Origin of the sequence: Clostridium chromiireducens, from assembly GCF_002029255.1 — a bacterium.
Classification (GTDB): Bacteria; Bacillota; Clostridia; order Clostridiales; family Clostridiaceae; genus Clostridium; species Clostridium chromiireducens.
This window is the reverse complement of the sequence record NZ_MZGT01000019.1, coordinates 64,474-84,354: the sequence shown is the minus strand read 5'-3', so window position 1 is coordinate 84,354 and position 19,881 is coordinate 64,474. Positions and strand designations below refer to the sequence as shown.

At 29.2% G+C, this 19,881-nt stretch carries 15 protein-coding genes, 2 rRNA genes and 1 riboswitch; of the genes, 14 read left to right on the top strand and 3 right to left on the bottom strand.

Going from position 1 to position 19,881, the window contains the following annotated elements:
- A 23S ribosomal RNA gene (locus CLCHR_RS08780) occupies positions 1-125 on the top strand; the annotation flags it as partial.
- Between the two features lie 121 nt (positions 126-246).
- Positions 247-363, top strand: a 5S ribosomal RNA gene (gene rrf, locus CLCHR_RS08775).
- 417 nt (positions 364-780) lie between these two features.
- On the opposite strand, the gene CLCHR_RS08770 is transcribed toward rrf, so the two are convergent.
- The gene (locus CLCHR_RS08770) at positions 781-1,245 is read right to left on the bottom strand and encodes a peroxiredoxin (RefSeq protein ID WP_079439330.1); all 465 of its coding nucleotides are present in this window, start codon (positions 1,243-1,245) and stop codon (positions 781-783) included.
- Positions 1,246-1,441: 196 nt separating this feature from the next.
- Here CLCHR_RS08770 and CLCHR_RS08765 point away from each other — a divergent pair, with 196 nt between their 5' ends.
- Positions 1,442-3,202, top strand: coding sequence for an amidohydrolase (locus CLCHR_RS08765; RefSeq protein ID WP_079439329.1), 1,761 nt, complete (start codon positions 1,442-1,444; stop codon positions 3,200-3,202).
- 129 nt (positions 3,203-3,331) lie between these two features.
- A riboswitch (SAM riboswitch) is annotated at positions 3,332-3,445 on the top strand.
- A 207-nt stretch (positions 3,446-3,652) separates the two neighbouring features.
- A complete protein-coding gene (locus CLCHR_RS08760; RefSeq protein ID WP_079439328.1) occupies positions 3,653-4,942 on the top strand; it encodes an O-acetylhomoserine aminocarboxypropyltransferase/cysteine synthase family protein in 1,290 nt (429 codons plus the stop codon).
- A 167-nt stretch (positions 4,943-5,109) separates the two neighbouring features.
- Here CLCHR_RS08760 and CLCHR_RS08755 read toward each other — a convergent pair whose 3' ends face one another.
- Both CLCHR_RS08755 and CLCHR_RS08750 read right to left on the bottom strand, forming a co-directional pair.
- Positions 5,110-5,880 (bottom strand): response regulator transcription factor, encoded by a 771-nt coding sequence (locus tag CLCHR_RS08755; RefSeq protein ID WP_079439327.1) that lies wholly within the window; start codon positions 5,878-5,880, stop codon positions 5,110-5,112.
- The gene (locus tag CLCHR_RS08750; protein ID WP_079439326.1) at positions 5,858-7,732 is read right to left on the bottom strand and encodes a sensor histidine kinase; all 1,875 of its coding nucleotides are present in this window, start codon (positions 7,730-7,732) and stop codon (positions 5,858-5,860) included. Before CLCHR_RS08750 ends, CLCHR_RS08755 begins: the two co-directional genes overlap by 23 nt.
- 176 nt (positions 7,733-7,908) lie before the next feature.
- Here CLCHR_RS08750 and CLCHR_RS08745 point away from each other — a divergent pair, with 176 nt between their 5' ends.
- From CLCHR_RS08745 to CLCHR_RS08700, 10 genes are all read left to right on the top strand, one after another.
- Positions 7,909-9,243, top strand: coding sequence for an ABC transporter substrate-binding protein (locus CLCHR_RS08745; RefSeq protein WP_079439325.1), 1,335 nt, complete (start codon positions 7,909-7,911; stop codon positions 9,241-9,243).
- Between the two features lie 81 nt (positions 9,244-9,324).
- The gene (locus tag CLCHR_RS08740) at positions 9,325-10,203 is read left to right on the top strand and encodes a carbohydrate ABC transporter permease (protein ID WP_079439324.1); all 879 of its coding nucleotides are present in this window, start codon (positions 9,325-9,327) and stop codon (positions 10,201-10,203) included.
- Positions 10,203-11,030 (top strand): carbohydrate ABC transporter permease, encoded by an 828-nt coding sequence (locus tag CLCHR_RS08735; RefSeq protein ID WP_079439323.1) that lies wholly within the window; start codon positions 10,203-10,205, stop codon positions 11,028-11,030. The genes CLCHR_RS08740 and CLCHR_RS08735 overlap by 1 nt, the downstream gene beginning before the upstream one ends.
- Before the next feature lie 224 nt (positions 11,031-11,254).
- The gene (yicI, locus tag CLCHR_RS08730) at positions 11,255-13,603 is read left to right on the top strand and encodes an alpha-xylosidase (RefSeq protein ID WP_079439322.1); all 2,349 of its coding nucleotides are present in this window, start codon (positions 11,255-11,257) and stop codon (positions 13,601-13,603) included.
- A 391-nt stretch (positions 13,604-13,994) separates the two neighbouring features.
- Positions 13,995-15,770, top strand: a complete 1,776-nt coding sequence (locus CLCHR_RS08725) for a M3 family oligoendopeptidase (RefSeq protein WP_079439321.1) — start codon at positions 13,995-13,997, stop codon at positions 15,768-15,770.
- Between the two features lie 34 nt (positions 15,771-15,804).
- Positions 15,805-16,563 carry an EFR1 family ferrodoxin gene (locus CLCHR_RS08720; protein ID WP_079439320.1) on the top strand — a complete coding sequence of 253 codons (759 nt, stop codon included), beginning with the start codon at positions 15,805-15,807 and terminating at the stop codon, positions 16,561-16,563.
- A gap of 249 nt (positions 16,564-16,812) precedes the next feature.
- Positions 16,813-17,574: a hypothetical protein gene (locus tag CLCHR_RS08715; RefSeq protein WP_079439319.1), complete on the top strand. Its 762-nt coding sequence runs from the start codon at positions 16,813-16,815 to the stop codon at positions 17,572-17,574.
- 278 nt (positions 17,575-17,852) lie between these two features.
- On the top strand, positions 17,853-18,161 hold the full coding sequence (gene trxA / locus CLCHR_RS08710) for a thioredoxin (protein ID WP_079439318.1): 309 nt from the start codon (positions 17,853-17,855) through the stop codon (positions 18,159-18,161).
- Between the two features lie 307 nt (positions 18,162-18,468).
- Positions 18,469-19,335 (top strand): NAD(P)/FAD-dependent oxidoreductase, encoded by an 867-nt coding sequence (locus CLCHR_RS08705; protein WP_079439317.1) that lies wholly within the window; start codon positions 18,469-18,471, stop codon positions 19,333-19,335.
- Between the two features lie 10 nt (positions 19,336-19,345).
- Positions 19,346-19,783 (top strand): MarR family winged helix-turn-helix transcriptional regulator, encoded by a 438-nt coding sequence (locus CLCHR_RS08700; protein ID WP_079439316.1) that lies wholly within the window; start codon positions 19,346-19,348, stop codon positions 19,781-19,783.
- Positions 19,784-19,881 lie beyond the last annotated feature (98 nt).

The window sequence follows — 19,881 nt, the reverse complement described above, 5'->3', positions numbered from 1 at the left end:
AAGATTAGATTTCCCATAGCGTAAGCTAGTAAGACCCCTTGAAGACTACAAGGTTGATAGGTCAGAGGTGTAAGTATGGTAACATATTTAGCTGACTGATACTAATAGGTCGAGGGCTTGACCAATATAATCAAGTTGTAATACATTAAAAACTATGTGCAATTTTGAAGGAACAAGGAATACAAATCACTAAAGTGATTTGCATAAGTTCATTCAACCAAATCATAGATTTGGGAATTCACTTAATCTCGTGATGATGGCATAGAGGTAACACTCCTTCCCATTCCGAACAGGAAAGTTAAGGTCTATAGCGCCGATGGTACTGCACGGGTGACTGTGTGGCAGAGTAGGACGTTGCGAGGTAATTAAAAAGATAGTCGTATGACTATCTTTTTTGTTTCTAAAAATAAAGTTATTGTGAAGAACTCAAAATATAAAAATACTTGCACAGTGATCAATTTTAAGTTACTGTAAGCAACCGGAAGGGAATATATGTGTTTGATTCGGTTCTTGGAATATTTTTAAAAGATGTATATTCCCTTTTTTTGTTTATTAGTAACCTTAAAATAACAATATATTTATACAAGTATTTTTATATTTCTGTGTTGGTAATAATGCGTTTGGTAATTATATTTGCAACTTTTTATACAATATATATCCCATTCTTCTAGAGTAGGTAGTGGCAAAAAATCTAAAGTGATAGCAAAACAAAGAAATAGAATACATATATGTGCTCTATTTCGCTTGTTCATTGCCTAACTTTAGATCTTAGCAATACCTTTATAGTGAGCATTTCAAAGTATCAATATGTCCAGAAACTTTTACCTTCCTATATATATTTGTAATAATTCCATTTTCATCTATTACAAATGTGCTTCTTTCAATACCAATAGATTTTTTCCCAAACATAGTTTTTTCCTTTAAAACACCATATAGATTACAGACCTCTTCGCTTTCATCAGAAAGTAAAATAAAAGGCAAATCATATTTACTAATAAACTTATCATGAGATACAATAGAGTCTCTACTTATTCCTAAAATTATAGTATTCTTCTTGTCAAAGTCTTCTATAGAATTTTTAAAATCTTGAGCTTCCTGTGAACATCCAGGAGTATTGTCTTTAGGGTAAAAGTATAGGATTACCTTTTTATTTAAATAATCACTTAATCTATGTTCTAATTTATCAGATCCCATTAATTTAAAATCTGGAGCTTTCATTCCCTTTTCTAAAACAAAGTTTTCCATTTTAATTCCTCCTAAAAGTATTCATTATACTAATTATTATCTATAAATATTTACTATGTGTAAAGTGAATTAAAAATAAAGTTATTGAGACATAAGTAAATATTTTTAATTTTATAAAAAAGGATAAGAAAAGTTATTTTAATGAATATAATAGATTAGATTTCAAATAAATTGTAGACAAGGGGGAGAAGGGCTAATGAAGTTAAGTAAAAAAACTTATACTAGCGCACAAAAGATTTTTATCAATGGAATTATATATAGTATTGATAGAAATCATAATATATATGAATCTATGGCAATTAGAGATGGAATAATAATAGCATTAGGAAGTAATGAAGAATTAAGTTGTCTATGTAGCGATGAGACTCAAGTAATTGATTTAAGATTTAGAATAGTTTTGCCAGGATTTATTGATGCACATTGTCAGATTCCAGGAAGAATGATGATAGGAAAAGATGAATTATCTTTATTTGAGGCAGGTAACTCAAAAGATTACTTGAAATTAATTCAAAGCTATATTGATACTCATCCAGAAAGAAAAATAATATATGGAGTCGGGTGGAAAAAATCTGCTTTCGAAAAAGAAGAAGAAAATATAAATGATCATACTGAAGCGTTTAAGGGGCCAAATAAAAAGTGGTTTGAAATGCTAAAAACTCATAAACCCATAGTATTAAAATCATGCGATGGCTACGTCTTGTGGTTAAATGATAAAGCATTGAAGTATTATGGAATAACTAAAGATACTAATGTTCCGATTGGAGGAAAAATAGAATTAGATGAACAAGGGGAATTGTGGGGTACCTTAAAAGGAAATGAAGTAGATATAGTTTATATAGCAAAAGCGAAAGAAATGGAAAGTTATAAAGATGATGAATACTTAAGTAAATTTATAAAATATCAAAATATATTACATTCATATGGAATAACAACAATTGGGTTAATAAATGATGAAAGACTAAAAATGAAATTGGAAACTTATAAGAAATTGGAAGAAGAAAATAAACTTAAATTAAGAATAAATTATGGGGTCACAATTAAACCTGAAGAAATTTGTAAAAAAACTATATTTGAACAAATGCATCATCTAAAAAGAAGAAGAATACTATATAAAACAGATTTATTTGACATATCAATTGCAAAGTTTTTCTCTGATGGACTTATAGAAGATAAGACAGCCTACCTATTTAGACCCTATGAGCAAATAAACAAAGAATCGTATGAAGAAAATGGGATGTTTTTATGGAATTATCAAGAATTTAAAGAAGGAATAAAAATGGCAAACAGACTAGATTTTAATGTTTGTATTCATGCAGTAGGAGACTTAGCTTGTAAATTGTCAATCGATGGCATAGAGTATTCTTTGAAAACTAACATAAATCGCAATTTTAGGAATTCATTACTTCATATAGATCTCATAACGAAATATTATATACAAAGAATGAAAAATTTGAACATAAATGCAATTATAAGACCATCATGGTTTTATAAAGATATGAGTGTGAGCAAAAATGAAGTAATGGCAATAGGTGAGGTAAGAGCTCATAGACAATACCCAATTAAATCTCTAATTGATAGTGGAATCATTACAGCTGGATCTTCAGATAATTGGGATATAGAAAGAGCTAATCCATTAAAGGCTATAGAATGTAGTTCTATACGAAATTTATATGATTTCACACAATCAGGTTATCCTGAGAAAATTAATATGACTGATATGCGATATAGATTAAATCCAAGTGAGAGAATATCAGTAATAGAGTCTGTAAAGATGTTTACTATTAATGCAGCTTATGCATTGGGGAAAGAGAAAGATATAGGAAGTTTAGAGGTTGAAAAAAAAGCGGACTTGATAGTTTTGGATAAGAATATATTTTTGTTAAATCCATTAGATATATCTAATATTAATATTGAAAGGACATATTTTAATGGGGAATTAGTGTATTTGAATGAATAGTTATATATTAAGATCTATATTAGCAATTTAATAAAAAAAGTTGCAGAAAATTAAAAAAGTATTGACATTTTAACCTATAAAATGTATACTTTATATCATAGTAAACAACTAAGAATAATAAAATATAAATTTTTATCAAGAAAGACGGAGGGACTGGCCCAATGATGTCTAGCAACCTGGATTAAATGTTATCATTAGTTTAAGGTGCTAATTCCTGCAGATTTTATATCTGGTAGATAAGAATGTAAATGAATCTCTTCACTACTTTCTTATTTAGAAGGTAGTTTTTGCTATATATTGGACTGATTTTCTGTATATTAATTTGTAAATTTGAGTATAAATAAGACTTTTAATTAGTTATTGACAACTTGAAAATATAGGAGTAATATACAAATCGTAGTAAATAGATAAGATAAATAAGAAATTAAAATATATGATGGGGGCAAGATTATGAGCAACAAAGAAAGAAATTTAAAATTTGAAACACTACAACTTCATGTAGGACAAGAACAACCAGATCCAGCAACAGATGCTAGAGCAGTACCTATTTATCAAACAACTTCATATGTATTTAGAAATTCAGCACATGCTGCTGCAAGATTTGGACTAGCTGATGCTGGAAATATATATGGACGTTTAACAAATTCTACACAAGATGTTTTTGAAAAACGTATTGCAGCTTTAGAGGGTGGGGTAGCAGCACTTGCAGTAGCTTCAGGAGCAGCAGCAATAACATATGCACTACAAAATATAACTAAAGCAGGAGATCATATAGTTGCAGAAAAAACTATATATGGTGGATCATATAACTTATTAGCACATACATTCCCAACAAATGGCGTTACAACAACATTTGTAGATCCTGATGATTTATCAAATTTTGAGAATGCAATTCAAGAAAATACAAAAGCAATCTTAATCGAATCACTTGGGAATCCAAATTCAAATATTTTAGATGTTGATGCATTAGCAGAAATAGCTCATAAACATAAAATTCCACTAATAGTTGATAATACATTCGGAACTCCATTCCTTTTCAGACCAATTGAACATGGAGCAGACATAGTTGTTCATTCGGCTACTAAATTTATAGGTGGACATGGTACATCATTAGGTGGCGTAATCGTAGATTCAGGAAAATTTGACTGGATAGGTTCAGGAAAATTCCCACAATTAACTGAGGCAGATCCAAGTTATCATGGAATCAAGTTTGCAGAAGCAGTTGGCGCAGCAGCATATGTGACCAGAATTCGTGCTGTAATATTAAGAGATACTGGTGCTTGCATAAGCCCATTTAATGCTTTTATATTATTACAAGGATTAGAAACACTTTCTCTTAGACTTGAACGTCATGTTGAAAATGCTTTAAAAGTAGTAGACTTCTTAAAGAATCATGCAAAGGTAGAGAAGGTCAATCATCCATCATTACCAGAGAGCCCAGATCATGAATTATACAATAAGTATTTCCCAAATGGAGCAGGTTCTATATTCACTTTTGAAATTAAAGGTGGAGCTAAAGAAGCGCAAGATTTTATTGATAGATTAGAAATATTCTCTCTACTTGCCAATGTAGCTGATGTTAAATCACTAGTAATTCATCCAGCAAGTACTACTCATTCACAAATGAATGAAACAGAATTAAAGGAATCAGGAATAAAGCCAAACACTATTCGTCTTTCAATTGGTACTGAACATATTGATGATATAATCTATGATTTATCACAAGCATTCGAAGTATAAAAGATATAAATAGTTAAGGTAGAGAAGATATTAATTTGAATTATATAAAAGCAAACCTTCATTAATAGATAAGATGATAATTAACCAACTAGAGGATCAACATTTATGAAAAAATGTTGATCCTCTAGTTTTAATGTTAGAAAAAATTTAAGGTGAAGAATGTTAGGTTAGTTAGTCTTTAAATGTTTTGATCTATAGTCACTAGGATAAAATCCAACATTAGATTTGAATACTCTGCTGAAATAAAAAGCATCTTTATATCCAACTAATTCTCCAACTTTTTTTATTTCTAAGTCAGGTTGATTGATTAAAAGGAGTTTTGATTCGTTTATGCGGATTTTTGTGATATATTTTATTGGCGTCTCACCTGTGTACTTTTTGAATATCTTACTAAGATATTCATTTGTAAATCCAAATTTTTCAGCTATTTTATTTAGTGAAGTTATTGAAGCATAATTATTAAGTATATAGCTTTCTATTAATTGGCTTAGATTTTCGGGTTTTAAGCCATGTGGATCAATTGAAAAAGATGAAATATTTTTATTTTCTGAATCTAGTATTACAAGTATATTTTGCAGCGCTGCATTAAGCTCGTCTATTTTAATCGGTTTCAAAAGAAAATCTTTCACACCATATTTTAGCGCTATTTGAGCATATTTAAAATCATTATATCCGCTTAAAATCATGGTTTTAATATGTGGATGATTTTGATGTATATATTTAATAAGCTGTAATCCATCAGATTGAGGCATTCTTATATCAGTAATCACCAAAGAAGGATATAATTGCTCAATAAGGGCTATGGCATTTTCTCCATTACTAGCTTCACCAACCAGTTCAAGAGGAACTGATAAGGAACTAATTTTTTTTATTAAATTCTGTCTGATCAGATGCTCGTCCTCTACAACAAGATATTTATAATTGTGTATAGTTTCCATAAAAATCCTCCTTATTATAATATATAGGACCACCGATTGTAAAAATTGTCTTATGGTCTTTTGAATTATCGATTTTAAAAATGGCATGTTCGTTGTATAAGAGTTTTAATCTTATATATACATTTTTTATTCCCATACCACCAATTTTTAAAGTTTTCAATTCCTCATCTTTATTTAAATTATAGAACGTTGATAGAAGTTCTTCTTTCTTATCTTTGCTTAGGCATCCGCCATTATCTTCAATATGAATTAACCATTTATTTTCATCTATATTAGAACTAATATTTAAATGCCATGGAGGTGATGAACTAAATCCATGCTTAAAGGCATTTTCAACAATAGGTTGTATAATTAGTTTTGGTATTAAAATGTTTTCTGTTAGCTTGTTAATATCACAAGTATAAATAAGGTCTTCGCCGTATCTCATTTTCATACATTCAATATATTTTTGTGTATATAAAATTTCTGTGCTTAAAGAAACTGCAGTTTCATCGTTAGTTGTAATATATCTAAAATAATCACACAATGCATGACACATATCTATAATATTGTCATTCATATTTTCTTCGGCCATTATACTAATATTTGTTAGATTATTATATAAGAAATGAGGATTAACAAGAGACTGTGTTGCTTGGAGTTTTGCCTTAGTTTCCTCTGATTTTAGTAATAGTATCTCATGAGAAGAATCTTTTAATTTATCATACATTTCTAAAAATGATCTATATAACTCCGATATTTCTTGGATATTACTATTTACAGGAGTTAATATAAGTTCTTTTTCATTCAAAACTCTACTAATAGTAACTTTTTTCGTTGCTTTTGTTAACTTACTTAAAGGAGAAGTCAGCCTGCTTGATATTATAAAACATAAAAGTAAAGTGAAGAAAATAGAAAAAATAATAAGAATGATAAATCCTTGTTCAAAAGAGTACAACGATCTAAATACAGTACTCTTAGGTTCACTAGTTACAATTGTCCAATTATATGCATCAATTTTTTCATAAGTAATAAGAACGTTTTCATCATTCCCTAAGGTTACGAAGTATCCTATAGAAGGGGTCAAGTTGTTAGATTTAATAGAATCCATATAATTTATATTTTCATTCAAGGATTCACTATTTGGATAAACTAATTCATTTTTTTCATTATACACGTAAAACGATGTAGAAGGATTTTTAAGTTTTAACTGTGAAATTAATGAAAAAACATTATTATAATCTTGCAGTACTTCAACAATTCCTTCGGGCTCGTTGCTGCTATTAAAAAAAACACGAGTTAGCGATAGATATTGTTTATCTGCGCCATATTCATTTCGTGCAATGTTATTTGATAGTTTTGATGTAGTTGAAATATTTTTAGCACCATTTTTATTCATGGTTTCTTCATACCAGGGAATGGATTTTAATCCTACATTTGTAACTCCCTGAAAATAACCAGAACCTATGCATATTCCATTAAGTGTATAAAGATTCACCTGGGATGCAGATTGAAATGGTCCAATAATAGCCGTAATGATATCGTAAATTGCTAAAACATTTTCTCTAGAAACGAAGAAATTATCAAGTTCAATTTTATCAGTATTATTTTTTGTAAAGCTGGTGAAGTTCTTCTTTATAGCATTTGAATATACAATATTCATAGAAACAGTTGACATATTCTTTAATTCTGTTGAGATTGAATTTTGAACAGAGGCACATAATGTTTCAGATTTTGTTTTTGCATCTTTATAAATATTTTTACTATAAAGTGAATAAAACGATATAAAAAATAATGATAGCAATACAATAACCAATAATCCATATATAAAAAATAAATATATTTTTTGAGAAAAATATAATTTCCGATTCATAGATATGCTCCTCCCTTTAGGATGTATTATATAATAATGTTCAAAAAAGTGCAAAAAGGAGTACTGTTTTTTCTATTTCTAATAAGCAATGATAATGTTATCATAAACATGTACTCAATGTAAAGCATATCATAGAAAATTAAAGAAAACATTACAAAAAATGGAGGTAAATATTAATGAGAAAAAGGTTAATAAAATTATTAAGTACTCTCTGTGTTACCATGATGGCTGGAGGTCTGCTTGTAGGGTGTGGGGGAAATTCAAGCAGTACTTCAAGCGATTCAAAATCTACAAGTAGCAGTGAAAAAGTTACATTAACATTTGGTTCACATCAATCTGGGTTGCCGACATCTGGAGTTGTGCAAGAGTTAGCTAAACAATTTGAAAGCGAGACAGGCGTTAAAATTGATTTTCAAATCTCACCAGATGCACAATGGCGTGATTTATTGAAAGTAAAATTAGACTCAGGTGAAGCACCAGATATCTTCTGTGCAGATGCGGACCCACTAAATCTAGTAACAAGAGTCAATCCGGAAAAATATGTACAAGACGTATCAAGTGAAGAATGGGTAAAGAGATTAGACCCTAATGTTCTTCCTTCAATTTCGTATAATAGTAAGGTATATGGTATTACATTCCCAGGTAAGAAAATGTATTTCTACGTATACAATAAAGAAATATTTGATAAATTAGGTTTAAAAGTTCCTACAAATTATGCAGAATTTAAAGCTGTATGTCAAAAGATAAAAGATTCAGGAGTTATTCCAGTATATGAAGGAACTCAAAATGGATGGCATCAAGTTCTTCCTTTATTTGAAACAGGAGCTATGTATCAACAAAAGCATCCAGACTTATATAGCAAACTAAACAAAAACGAAGTTGATTTAGATTCTGTACCTGAATTACAAACTATTATTAAAGAGTTAAAAGAATTTGCTGATTTAGGATTCTATGGAGATAACTACTTAAGTAACTCAGTTGAAAATGCTAAAGAAGCAATGGCTAAAGGAAAAGCAGCAATGTTTATAGCAGAATCAGCTTGGAGAAATGAAGTAAAAGCAGATTTTCCAGACTTTGATACTAACAAATTAGGTATATTTGTAATGCCTTGGGGAGATAATCAAGCAATTGGTGTAAATCCAGCAAGTAATGCATATTTTATAAACAAAAATGGAAAACATGTAGAAGAAGCAAAGAAATTCTTCGACTTTTTAGCAAAACCTGAAAATCTACAAAAACGTTTAGATGGACAACCAGGATTATCTGAATTATGTTGGCCAGAAGTTAAATCTAAATATTCAAAAGAAGACCAAGCATATATAGATTCGATGCAAAAAGGAATGGTTATGCAAGCAGGTGTTAAATACATCGATAGTCAATGGATGGATGTTGGTAAAGATTTAGAAGCTATGTATACTGGATCTTCAACTCCAGAACAAGTTTTACAAACAATTATGAATAGAAGAAAAGAACAAGCTCAATTACAAAAGGATCCTGATTGGAATAAATAATCATAGTAATTAATTATAGTAAATAAAAAATAAGGTTTCTCCATTTTAGAAACCTTATTTTTCTAAAATGGAGGGATTTTGATGGATAGAAAAAAATTATATCCGTGGTACTTTACAAGCGGGGCGTTATTAATATTTTTCTTACTTTGCTTTTTACCAGGAATCATAGGTATATTATACTCATTCACTGATTGGAATAATTTCACTGATAAAATTAATTTTGTAGGATTTAAAAATTATGCAGAGGTATTAAAAGGAAAACCAGAGTATCGTGCATACATATGGAATACTGTGCTATTTACGACAGTAACAACAATCTTGAAAACTGTAGTAGGATTAGCTTTAGCATTATTATTAACACAAAAAGTCATAAAATTAAAGAATTTTCACAGAATGGTTATTTTTTCACCTCAAGTAATGTCTTACTTAGTAGTAGGTCTTGTTTTTAAAAGTATGTTACATCCTGATACAGGATTTGTAAATAATTTTCTTAAGTCTGTCGGATTAGATATTTTTGCAATGAATTGGTTAACTGATTTAAAAATTGTTTTTGTAACTGTTATGTCAGTAGATACCTGGAAAGGTATGGGGTACATAATGGTGGTTATTATTGCAGGATTAATGTCTATTTCTCCTGATTATTATGAAGCGGCAAATATCGATGGTGCTAATTTCTGGCAAAAATTTCGTTTAATAACATTGCCATTATTAAAACCTATTATTATAAATGCAACAATACTAAATGTAACTTATGGATTTAGGGTATTTGATATGATTTATTCATTAACAAATGGTGGTCCAGGTAATGCAACAGGTGTAATTAATACAGCAGTGTATAAGGAATTCTCTAAAGGAAATTATGCAATGGGTACTACACTATCTAGTATATTATTTTTTGCATTATTGTTCTTAGTATATTTCATTATAAAATCCATGGAAAATAAGGAGGTAGATGCATAATGGTTACTTTGAAGAAGTCAATTGGAAGCATAGTAGCAAATGTTGTAACAATTTTTATAAGCTTATTAGTACTAATACCAGTGGTGGTTTTACTTCTCAATTCCTTTAAGACTCAAGGTGAATCCAATAAGATGTCTCTTTCTCTACCTAAAGAATGGGTATTTGCAAACTATAAAACAGTAATTGAGCAAGGAAAATTGATATCATCTTTTTTTAACAGTCTTTTATATGCTACTGCCAGCGTTACAATAATTGTAATTGTAGTAGCAGCTGCAGCCTTTGTTATTGCTAGAAATCGTAAAGGAATTAATAATTTCATATATTATTTTATCCTTTCTGGTATAGCAATACCAATTAACAATGTTGCACTGATGAAAGTTTTGCAAGCTTTAGATCTTGTAAATACTAGATTAGGTATTATCCTTGTTTATGCAGCAATAAATATTCCTCTTAGCTTGTTTTTATCATATGGATTTATTTCAACAATTCCTAGAGAGATTGATGAAGCGGCAGTTATTGATGGATGTGGACCAATTAGGTTATTTACAAGTATAATTTTACCATTATTAAAGCCAATTATTTCAACATTATTTGTTTTAAATTTCATGGCTGTATGGAATGACTTTACAATGCCTCTTTACTATTTAAATAACTCAGCAAAATGGCCAATGACCTTAGCAGTTTACAATTTCTTTGGAGCATTTGAAAATTCATGGAACTTAGTTAGTGCAGATATCATATTAACACTACTTCCTGTACTAATAATATTTATATTAGGACAAAAGTATATTGTTGGAGGCGTTTCAGCAGGATCAGTAAAAGGCTAATTAACTTAGTTAAAAGTTAATGCCTTTATTGTACCCAGTGAAGAATTAAAATTTAAGAGTTGAAAATTGGAGAATTTAAATCAAGATTTAAAAGTTAGAAATAAAAATTAAGAGTTAAGGGGGAAATCTATGAAAATATTTCCTAAATGTATAATTTGAGAAAAGCCTATAAGTTCTTCTACCGAGACTCTTAACTTACAACTTAATGAAGAGGAGTGTTTAATATGAAATTTAGTAATGGTTGTTGGCTAGACAAGCCTGGATATCAAATATATAGTCCAAAAGAGGTTTATAATTATAAAATTGAGGGAGATATATTAACAATATATGCACCTTGTAATAACATAAATCAAAGAGGAGATACATTAAAAGGGCCAGTAATAACATATAAGATATCTTCACCAATGGAAAATGTAATAAGAGTTAGAGCATATCATTTTATGGGTAAGCAAAAGAAAGCACCAAGTTTTGAAATTTTTGAAGATGAACATAACAATTTTGTAATTGAGGATAATGAAAAAGAGATTATATTTAAATCTGGAAATGTTAAGGCAGTTATAAATAAAGAAGTATTTGAAATAAACTTCTATAAGGGAGATAAAAAACTAACTTCAAGTAAGCCTAGAGGTTTAGCTTACGTGAATACAGAGGAAGAAAGAGTATTTATGAAAGTGCCTGAAGATGGAGTATTTATGAAGGAAGAACTTCATTTATCTGTAGGAGAGCTTGTCTATGGGTTAGGTGAAAAATTTACGCCACTAGTTAAAAATGGACAAAGTATTGATATATGGAATGAAGATGGTGGAACAAGCACTGAACAATCATACAAAAGTATTCCATTTTATATGACCAATAAAGGGTATGGGGTGTTTGTAAATCATCCAGAAAAAGTATCCTTTGAAGTTGGATCAGAAAAAGTTACAAAGGTTCAGTTTAGTGTTCCAGGTGAATGTTTAGATTATTTTATTATTGGCGGAGAATCGATGAAAGAAGTAGTTGAAAATTATACAACTTTGACAGGTAAGCCTGCACTTCCACCAGCATGGTCATTTGGATTGTGGTTAACAACTTCTTTTACTACAAATTATGATGAGGAAACTGTAAATAGCTTCGTTGATGGCATGGCAGATAGAGATTTACCTCTTAGAGTATTCCATTTTGATTGCTTTTGGATGAAAGACTTTAATTGGTGTAACTTTGAATGGGATAGTAGAGTTTTCCCAGATCCAAAAGGTATGCTTACAAGATTAAAGAAAAAAGGATTAAAAATTTGTGTTTGGATAAATCCATATATCGCTCAAGAGTCTAAGTTATTTGATGAGGGAATGGAGCATGGATATTTGATTAAAAAGCCTAATGGTGATGTATGGCAATGGGATTTATGGCAGCCAGCAATGGGAATTGTAGATTTTACAAATCCAGATGCGTGCAAATGGTATTCAAGTAAACTTAAAGAATTAATTGATATGGGAGTGGACTGTTTCAAGACTGATTTCGGTGAACGTATACCAACTGAAGTAGCATATTTTGATGGGTCAGATCCATATAAGATGCATAATTATTATACTCAAATCTATAATAAGGTAGTATTTGAAACTTTGAAAGAAAATCTAGGAGAAGATGAAGCAGCAGTATTTGCAAGATCAGCTACTGTTGGTGGACAACAATTTCCAGTACATTGGGGCGGAGATTGTGAAGCAAATTATGAATCAATGGCAGAGAGTTTAAGAGGTGGATTATCACTCTGTATGTCTGGTTTTGGATTCTGGAGCCATGATATAGGAGGTTTTGAGAGCACTGCAACTGCCGATGTATATAAGAGATGGGTTGCTTTTGGATTATTATCGTCTCATAGTAGATTACATGGAAGTAGTTCCTATAGAGTTCCATGGCTTTACGATGAAGAAGCCTGCGATGTAGTTAGATTTTTTACTAAGCTTAAATGCAGCATAATGCCATATTTATATAATGCAGCTAATGATGCAGCTTTAATAGGTACTCCAGTTATGAGAGCTATGATATTGGAATTCCAAAATGATTTAGCGTGTAATTATTTGGACAAACAATACATGTTAGGAGATTCAATTTTAGTTGCTCCTATCTTCAATGAAGAAGGTGAAGCAAATTATTATTTACCAGAAGGCACTTGGACTAACTTCATAAGTGGAAAGAAATATGAAGGCGGAAGATGGATTAAGGAAATACATGATTATTCAAGTGTGCCTATGATGGTTAAAGAAAATAGTCTAATTGCTGTAGGATGTGAAAGTTCAAAGCCGGATTACCACTATAGAGAGGATATATCAATTTTTGCTTATGAATTGAAGGAGGATAAAGAAGCAAAGACTACAATCATAGATATGAAGGGAAAAATTACTCTTGATGTAGGAGTATTAAAGAAAGGGAATGCTATCACTATTAAGTCAACTGGAACTGAAGGCAATTGGAGTTTAGTCTTAAAGAATATTTCTAATATAGAAAAGGTTGATGGTGGAGAAATAGTAACTGAAGGCGAAGACACTAAGATTATATTTAATTCAGGAAACTGCATGGCTATATGTTATTCAAAGTAATTAATTAACGAGGTGAATGAATTTTTTAGGGTTTGATAATGTGTATATTATATATTTATATGGCATTACTAGATAAATTTACAGCTATATATCTCAATCTAAAAAATTATTAATAGTTATAACATAGGAATCCCCCTCTTATAAATATAACAAAAAAATATAATAGCTGAATTTATAAGACTAAAAGGTAAACACTAATAATAGTTTTCCTTTTAGTTTTATTTTTTTATATGATAGCTAGAATTTATAACATGACCCTAAAAAGTTTCACTTTATGGAGAATAATATAAAAGTATAAGTGGAAAAAAATTTTTAATGGCTTATAATTACTATTAGGCTATTAAATAAAGCATAAAATCGTAATAAAATAAATTGTTTTGGAGGAATTTATATGGAATCAAACTGGAGCTTAAAGGAAATATATTCATCATTTGATAGTAAAGAGTTTATAGATGATTTAGAAAAACTTACTGAAGCTATAGAAAATATTAATACATGGGCAATAGAAGTTGTGAAGGATAAGGATGGCATTGAAAACAAATTAGAAGAATACATTAATAAGTTTACAAACATAACAAATTTAACAAGTAAGCTTAGCAGTTTTATTAATCTTAGCCTGAGTGTAAATACAAAAGATAAGAATGCATTAAAATACTCAGATATTTTGGAAAAGAAATTAACAAACTTAGTTGAAAGTTCAGTAAGTCTAGAAAGATATATAAGCAATATAGAAGATATAGATAAAGTAATTAATAATTCTAAAGTACTTAAAGAACATGAATTTATGTTAAAAAACATAGTTGAACAAAGTAAATATTTGTTAAGTGAGAAAGAAGAAGCTATTATAGCTAATATGAAAAATACAGGATCTAACGCTTGGGTAAAATTAAAAGATAACTTAATTTCTAATTTGAAAGTTGAGATTGAAGAAAACGGAAACATAAATGAAATACCACTAACAGTGGTGCTAAATATGGCTTATGATAAGGATGAAAAAATAAGAAAAATGGCATATGAAGCAGAAATAAATTCTTATAAAAAAGTAGAAGAAGGCGTGGCAGCAGCCTTAAATGCAATAAAGGGCGAAGTTTTAACAGTATGTGATTTAAGAGGATATAAATCACCTTTAGAGAAAACGCTTAAAGATTCAAGATTGGATGAGGGGTCTTTAGATGCAATGCTTTCAGCTATGAAAGAAAGTCTTCCTGCATTTAGAAAATATTTGAGAAGAAAAGGTGAGATGTTAGGACATAAGAATGGTCTGCCATTCTATGATTTATATGCACCAGTATGTGAAGCTGATATGAAATTCTCTTATGAAGAAGGAACTAAATTTGTTGAGAAAAACTTTAGAACATTTAGTAAGCATCTAGGAGATTTCGCAAAGAAAGCTATAGATAATAATTGGATAGATGTTAAGCCAAGAGAAGGTAAAGTTGGAGGAGCTTTTTGTGAAAATTTACATTTCATTGGTGAAAGTAGAATATTATTAAATTATGGTGATAATTTTGGAGATGTAGTAACCCTTGCTCACGAGCTTGGACATGGATTTCATGGAGAGTGCTTAAATAGTGAAACCACTTTAAATTCTGATTATCCAATGCCAATAGCAGAGACAGCATCTACTTTCTGCGAGACAATAATAAAAAAAGCTGCAATTAAAGATTCTTCTAAAGATGAGGCGTTAGCTATCCTGGAGACTGAGATTAGTGATTGTACTCAAGTAATAGTTGATATATATTCAAGATTCTTATTTGAAAAGTCATTCTTCGAAGCTAGAAAAGAGAGTTCATTAAGTGTCGAGGAGATAAAAGAACTTATGTTAGAAGCACAAAAAGAAGCATATGGAGATGGATTAGACCCTAATTTATTACATCCATATATGTGGACTTGGAAACCTCATTACTATGATTCGGAATATAATTATTATAACTTCCCATATGCATATGGATTACTTTTTGCAAAGGGATTATATTCTGAATATATTAAAAGAGGAGCTGACTTTGCTCAAGATTATGAAAAGTTACTTTCTATAACAGGTAAAAATAATCTATCAGATGTAGCAAAGGTTATGGGCATAAATATAAATAATAAAGAATTTTGGAAGAATTCTCTGAAGACTATTGAAGAAGATATAGAAGAGTTTATTAAACTAAGTCATAAATAAAGAGTATCTATATAACAAAGGGGGATTTGGTGGGATGAGGATATTTTATAATACTTCCACAGGTAATTCATTATATGTTGCAAAAATAATAGAGGAAAGCTTTAAAGACTGTGAGCTAATTTCTATTAGTAATGCACTAAAAGAAAATATAAAGAATGTTAATGATGCTGTGATTGGGTTTGTTTATCCGATTCATTGTGGAGGAGTACCGATTGTAGTTAATAATTTTATTTCGAAATTAAATATTAATGAGGATGCTTATATTTTTGCCATTGGAGTTACAGGTGGAGGTGGTGCAAATAATAGTTTCAGTCAGATAAATAAGCTGTTACCACATAATCTGAAAATAAATAATTACTGTACTATTAAATATATATCCAATTACACTCGAATGAGCAAAAATCCTACAGAAACAAGAGCAAAGAGTGCAATAAAAGAAAATGAAAGTGTTTTACTTAATTTTATTGAATCTCTCAAAAAGAGAGAAATTAATTCAAAAGATTTTAAGAGCATTATTGGAGATATAGAATACAAACTATGGAAAGATTACTATAGAAACAAAGATAAAAAGTTTAATGTAAATGATAATTGCATAGGATGTAGTATGTGTAAAAAAATATGCCCAGTAGACAATATCATAATTGAAAATAATAAACCTAAATGGTCTGGAAATTGCACTGATTGCATGGCATGCATAAATATATGCCCTAAAGAAGCAATAAACATTGGAAAGTCAACTATTAAAAAGAATAGATACTTAAATCCATATATAAAAAGAGAAGAGTTATTATAAATTTAAGCATCTCTACAGCGGAGAAATAAAATAAAATTAATATAGAATTCAGTAAATAGGCAAGTTTAAAGATAATTTAAATTAGTCTATTTTTTTATTATATACTACAGGAATTAAAATAGATATATTGAGGAAATTACGAAAAAAGCAAAATTTATAGTAGAGCAAAAATAAACTTATATAATTTGCAAATATGTAATAATATGGTAAAATGTATATGATAATAATTATGAATGGGGTTGTTAAGGAATGCGATTTTTTAAAAAAGATGAAGTTCAACAAAATGAGGTACAAGCAGTTACTGAAACTAAAATTGAAACAAAAGATAATGAAAAAAATGTATTTAGTAAGAGAAATTTATCTTTATTTAATGCAGATACAATTGAGTATATAATAGAAAATTTTCCTGCAATGTCGATAGAAATTCAGAGTGGATTAAATAATTTAGTTGATATATTAGAACACACAATAGATTATATTGAAGACATGTCTAGCGAAATAATAAAGAATGATAGAGATTTTAAATTAAGTAAGGCTCACAGGGATACGTCTATAGCCATATATGATATAGTTCAAAACATAGAAGGATATGTTAAATGGATGCAGCACGAATATGACAAAAATATTGAAGAGGATAAAAAGAATCCTAATGAAGTAGCAAGAACATTGGAAAAAGATGATATTAAAAATAATCAAAACAATGAAGTTTCATTGGATTCTACACTTACTTATGAGGAAGTGGAAATATATAAGGATTTTTCTTTAAAAGAGCCAAAAGCATTTAAGTTGGGAAATAAATCAATAAATGTGGATGATTGGAATGATTTGCTTGTAAAGACTGCGGAAGTGTTAACAAAGCAATATAAAAATAACAAGAATAGTAATAAGTTCGTTAAAGAAATTAATCCAGTAGAAAAAAAATCAACACAAAATTCATTTAGAGATACTGCTATAGAAATGTTGACTGAGTATAAAATCAACCTTGATGAGTTTAAAATAATTATTAAGTAATATATGTTAAATCAACTTTAGAGCAATATAAATTTGCATTTGGAGTTGATTTTTTGTATAGTTTAATACAAAATGAAAAAATAAATAGATTTATCATAAAAAGATTGACAATAATTATTATGCAAAGTAAAATAAAAATATAAATACATTGAGTAAAATTTAATTTCTATAAATATAAAGTGAGTTATGTATACTTAATATATAAATAGATTAAAATAATCATAAAGAAATTATATTTATAAAATATGTTTTTAATATAATAAATGGAGGAATGCAATATGAAAATAGTAGATAGCAATGAATTTAAAAATGAAATAGAGAGTGGAGTTACTATTGTAGATTTTTTTGCAACATGGTGTGGTCCATGTAAAATGTTAGCACCAGTGCTTGAAGGATTATCAAACGATATGGAAGGAAAAGCTAAATTTATTAAAGTTGATATTGATCAGAGTTTAGATCTAGCAAATCAATTCCAAATTTCAAGTGTGCCAACAATGGTTATATTTAAAAATGGAGAAAAAGTAGATCAAATTGTAGGCTTTTTACCAAAAGAAAGAATTCAAGAAGCAATCGAAAAAAGTTTATAATACTTGTAAGGAAAATTATTAAAACATAGTACAATATAAATTGTACTATGTTTTAATAATATAAATATAAATTGACATAAATTTAATTTACGTAAATGAAAAATTACTTAAAAGTATTCATAGATAATAATTTACAAATAGTGGTATGGATTAAAACGTAGACTAAAATTATTAGCGTATTAACATATAATATAAAGGGTATAGGAAATTAGGTGAGACCTAATTTATAAAAATAAAGATGGTCCATATAGGATATATTAATTAATAGTGCGAAAATTCATAAAGTAATTTGTTGGAGGAAATTAATATGAGTGAAAGATATGATATTGCAATAGTGGGCAGTGGGCCAGCGGGCTTATCAGCTGCATTAAATGCAAAAATAAGAAAGAAAAACTTTATTATATTCGGGAATAAAGAACTTTCCGGTAAGCTTACCAAAGCTCATGAAATAAATAATTATTTAGGATTTTATAGAAAGAGCGGAAAAGAAATTCAAGAAGAGTTTAACAATCATTTAAAAGAAATGGATATAAGTATAACGGAAGAAAGAATTAATACTATATATGCAATGGGAGATTATTTCGCATTAATGGTAAATGAAAAAATGTATGAAGCAACTTCAGTTATATTAGCAACAGGAGTTCAATATGGAAAACTATTTGATGGGGAAGAAAGGCTATTAGGAAAAGGTGTAGGGTATTGTGCAACCTGTGATGCACCTTTATATAAAGATAAAATAGTTACGATAATAGCCTACAATAAGCATGAGGAGGAAGAAGCAAATTTTATAGCATCTATAGCATCTAAAGTTTACTATATTCCTATGTATATTGAAGAAGTTGAAGTTGATGCTTCTATTGAAATAATAAAAGATACTCCATTAGAAATCATAGGGGAAGATAAAGTGAGTAAGTTAAAGCTTAATAATTCAGAGATAGATACTGATGGTATTTTTATATTAAGAGACAGTATTTCCCCAGGTCAGTTGGTTCCAGGAATAATATTAGCAGATAATCACATAGAAGTTGATAGGATGATGAAAACAAACATACCAGGTTGTTTTGCATCTGGAGATGTTGTTGGGAAGCCATATCAATATATAAAATCAGCTGGAGAGGGGAATATAGCTGGCTTATCAGCAGCAAGCTATGTAGACTCAATAAATAAGAAATAGGAGATAAAGTATGAAAAAATGCGAATATGAGAATATTAAATTAGATAATCAAATTTGTTTTTCTTTATATGCAGCATCAAGAGAAATAATAAAATTATATAAGCCTATTCTTGATAAATTCAATCTTACATATACGCAATATGTTGCAATGCTTGTATTGTGGGAGGATGAAAAAAGCACGGTTAAGGATATAGGTAAAAGGCTGCACTTAGATTCAGGTACTTTAACCCCATTGTTAAAAAAAATAGAAAGCATGGGATTACTAACAAGACATAGGGATGTAAATGACGATAGAGTTGTAATCGTAGAGTTGACTGAAAAGGGAAGAGCTTTAAAAGATGATATAACAGAAGTGCCACATGAAATAATGTGTAAAGTTAACATGCCACTTGAAAATGCTATAGCATTAAAAAAACATTTGGATGAATTATTAGAGATATTGGAATAAATTAGTTAGACGGAGAGGCAAGGCTGATAAGTTTTGTCTCTTTATTATATATGAGATAAAATGCGCTAATAAAAATAAGTATTAATAATATAATTAGT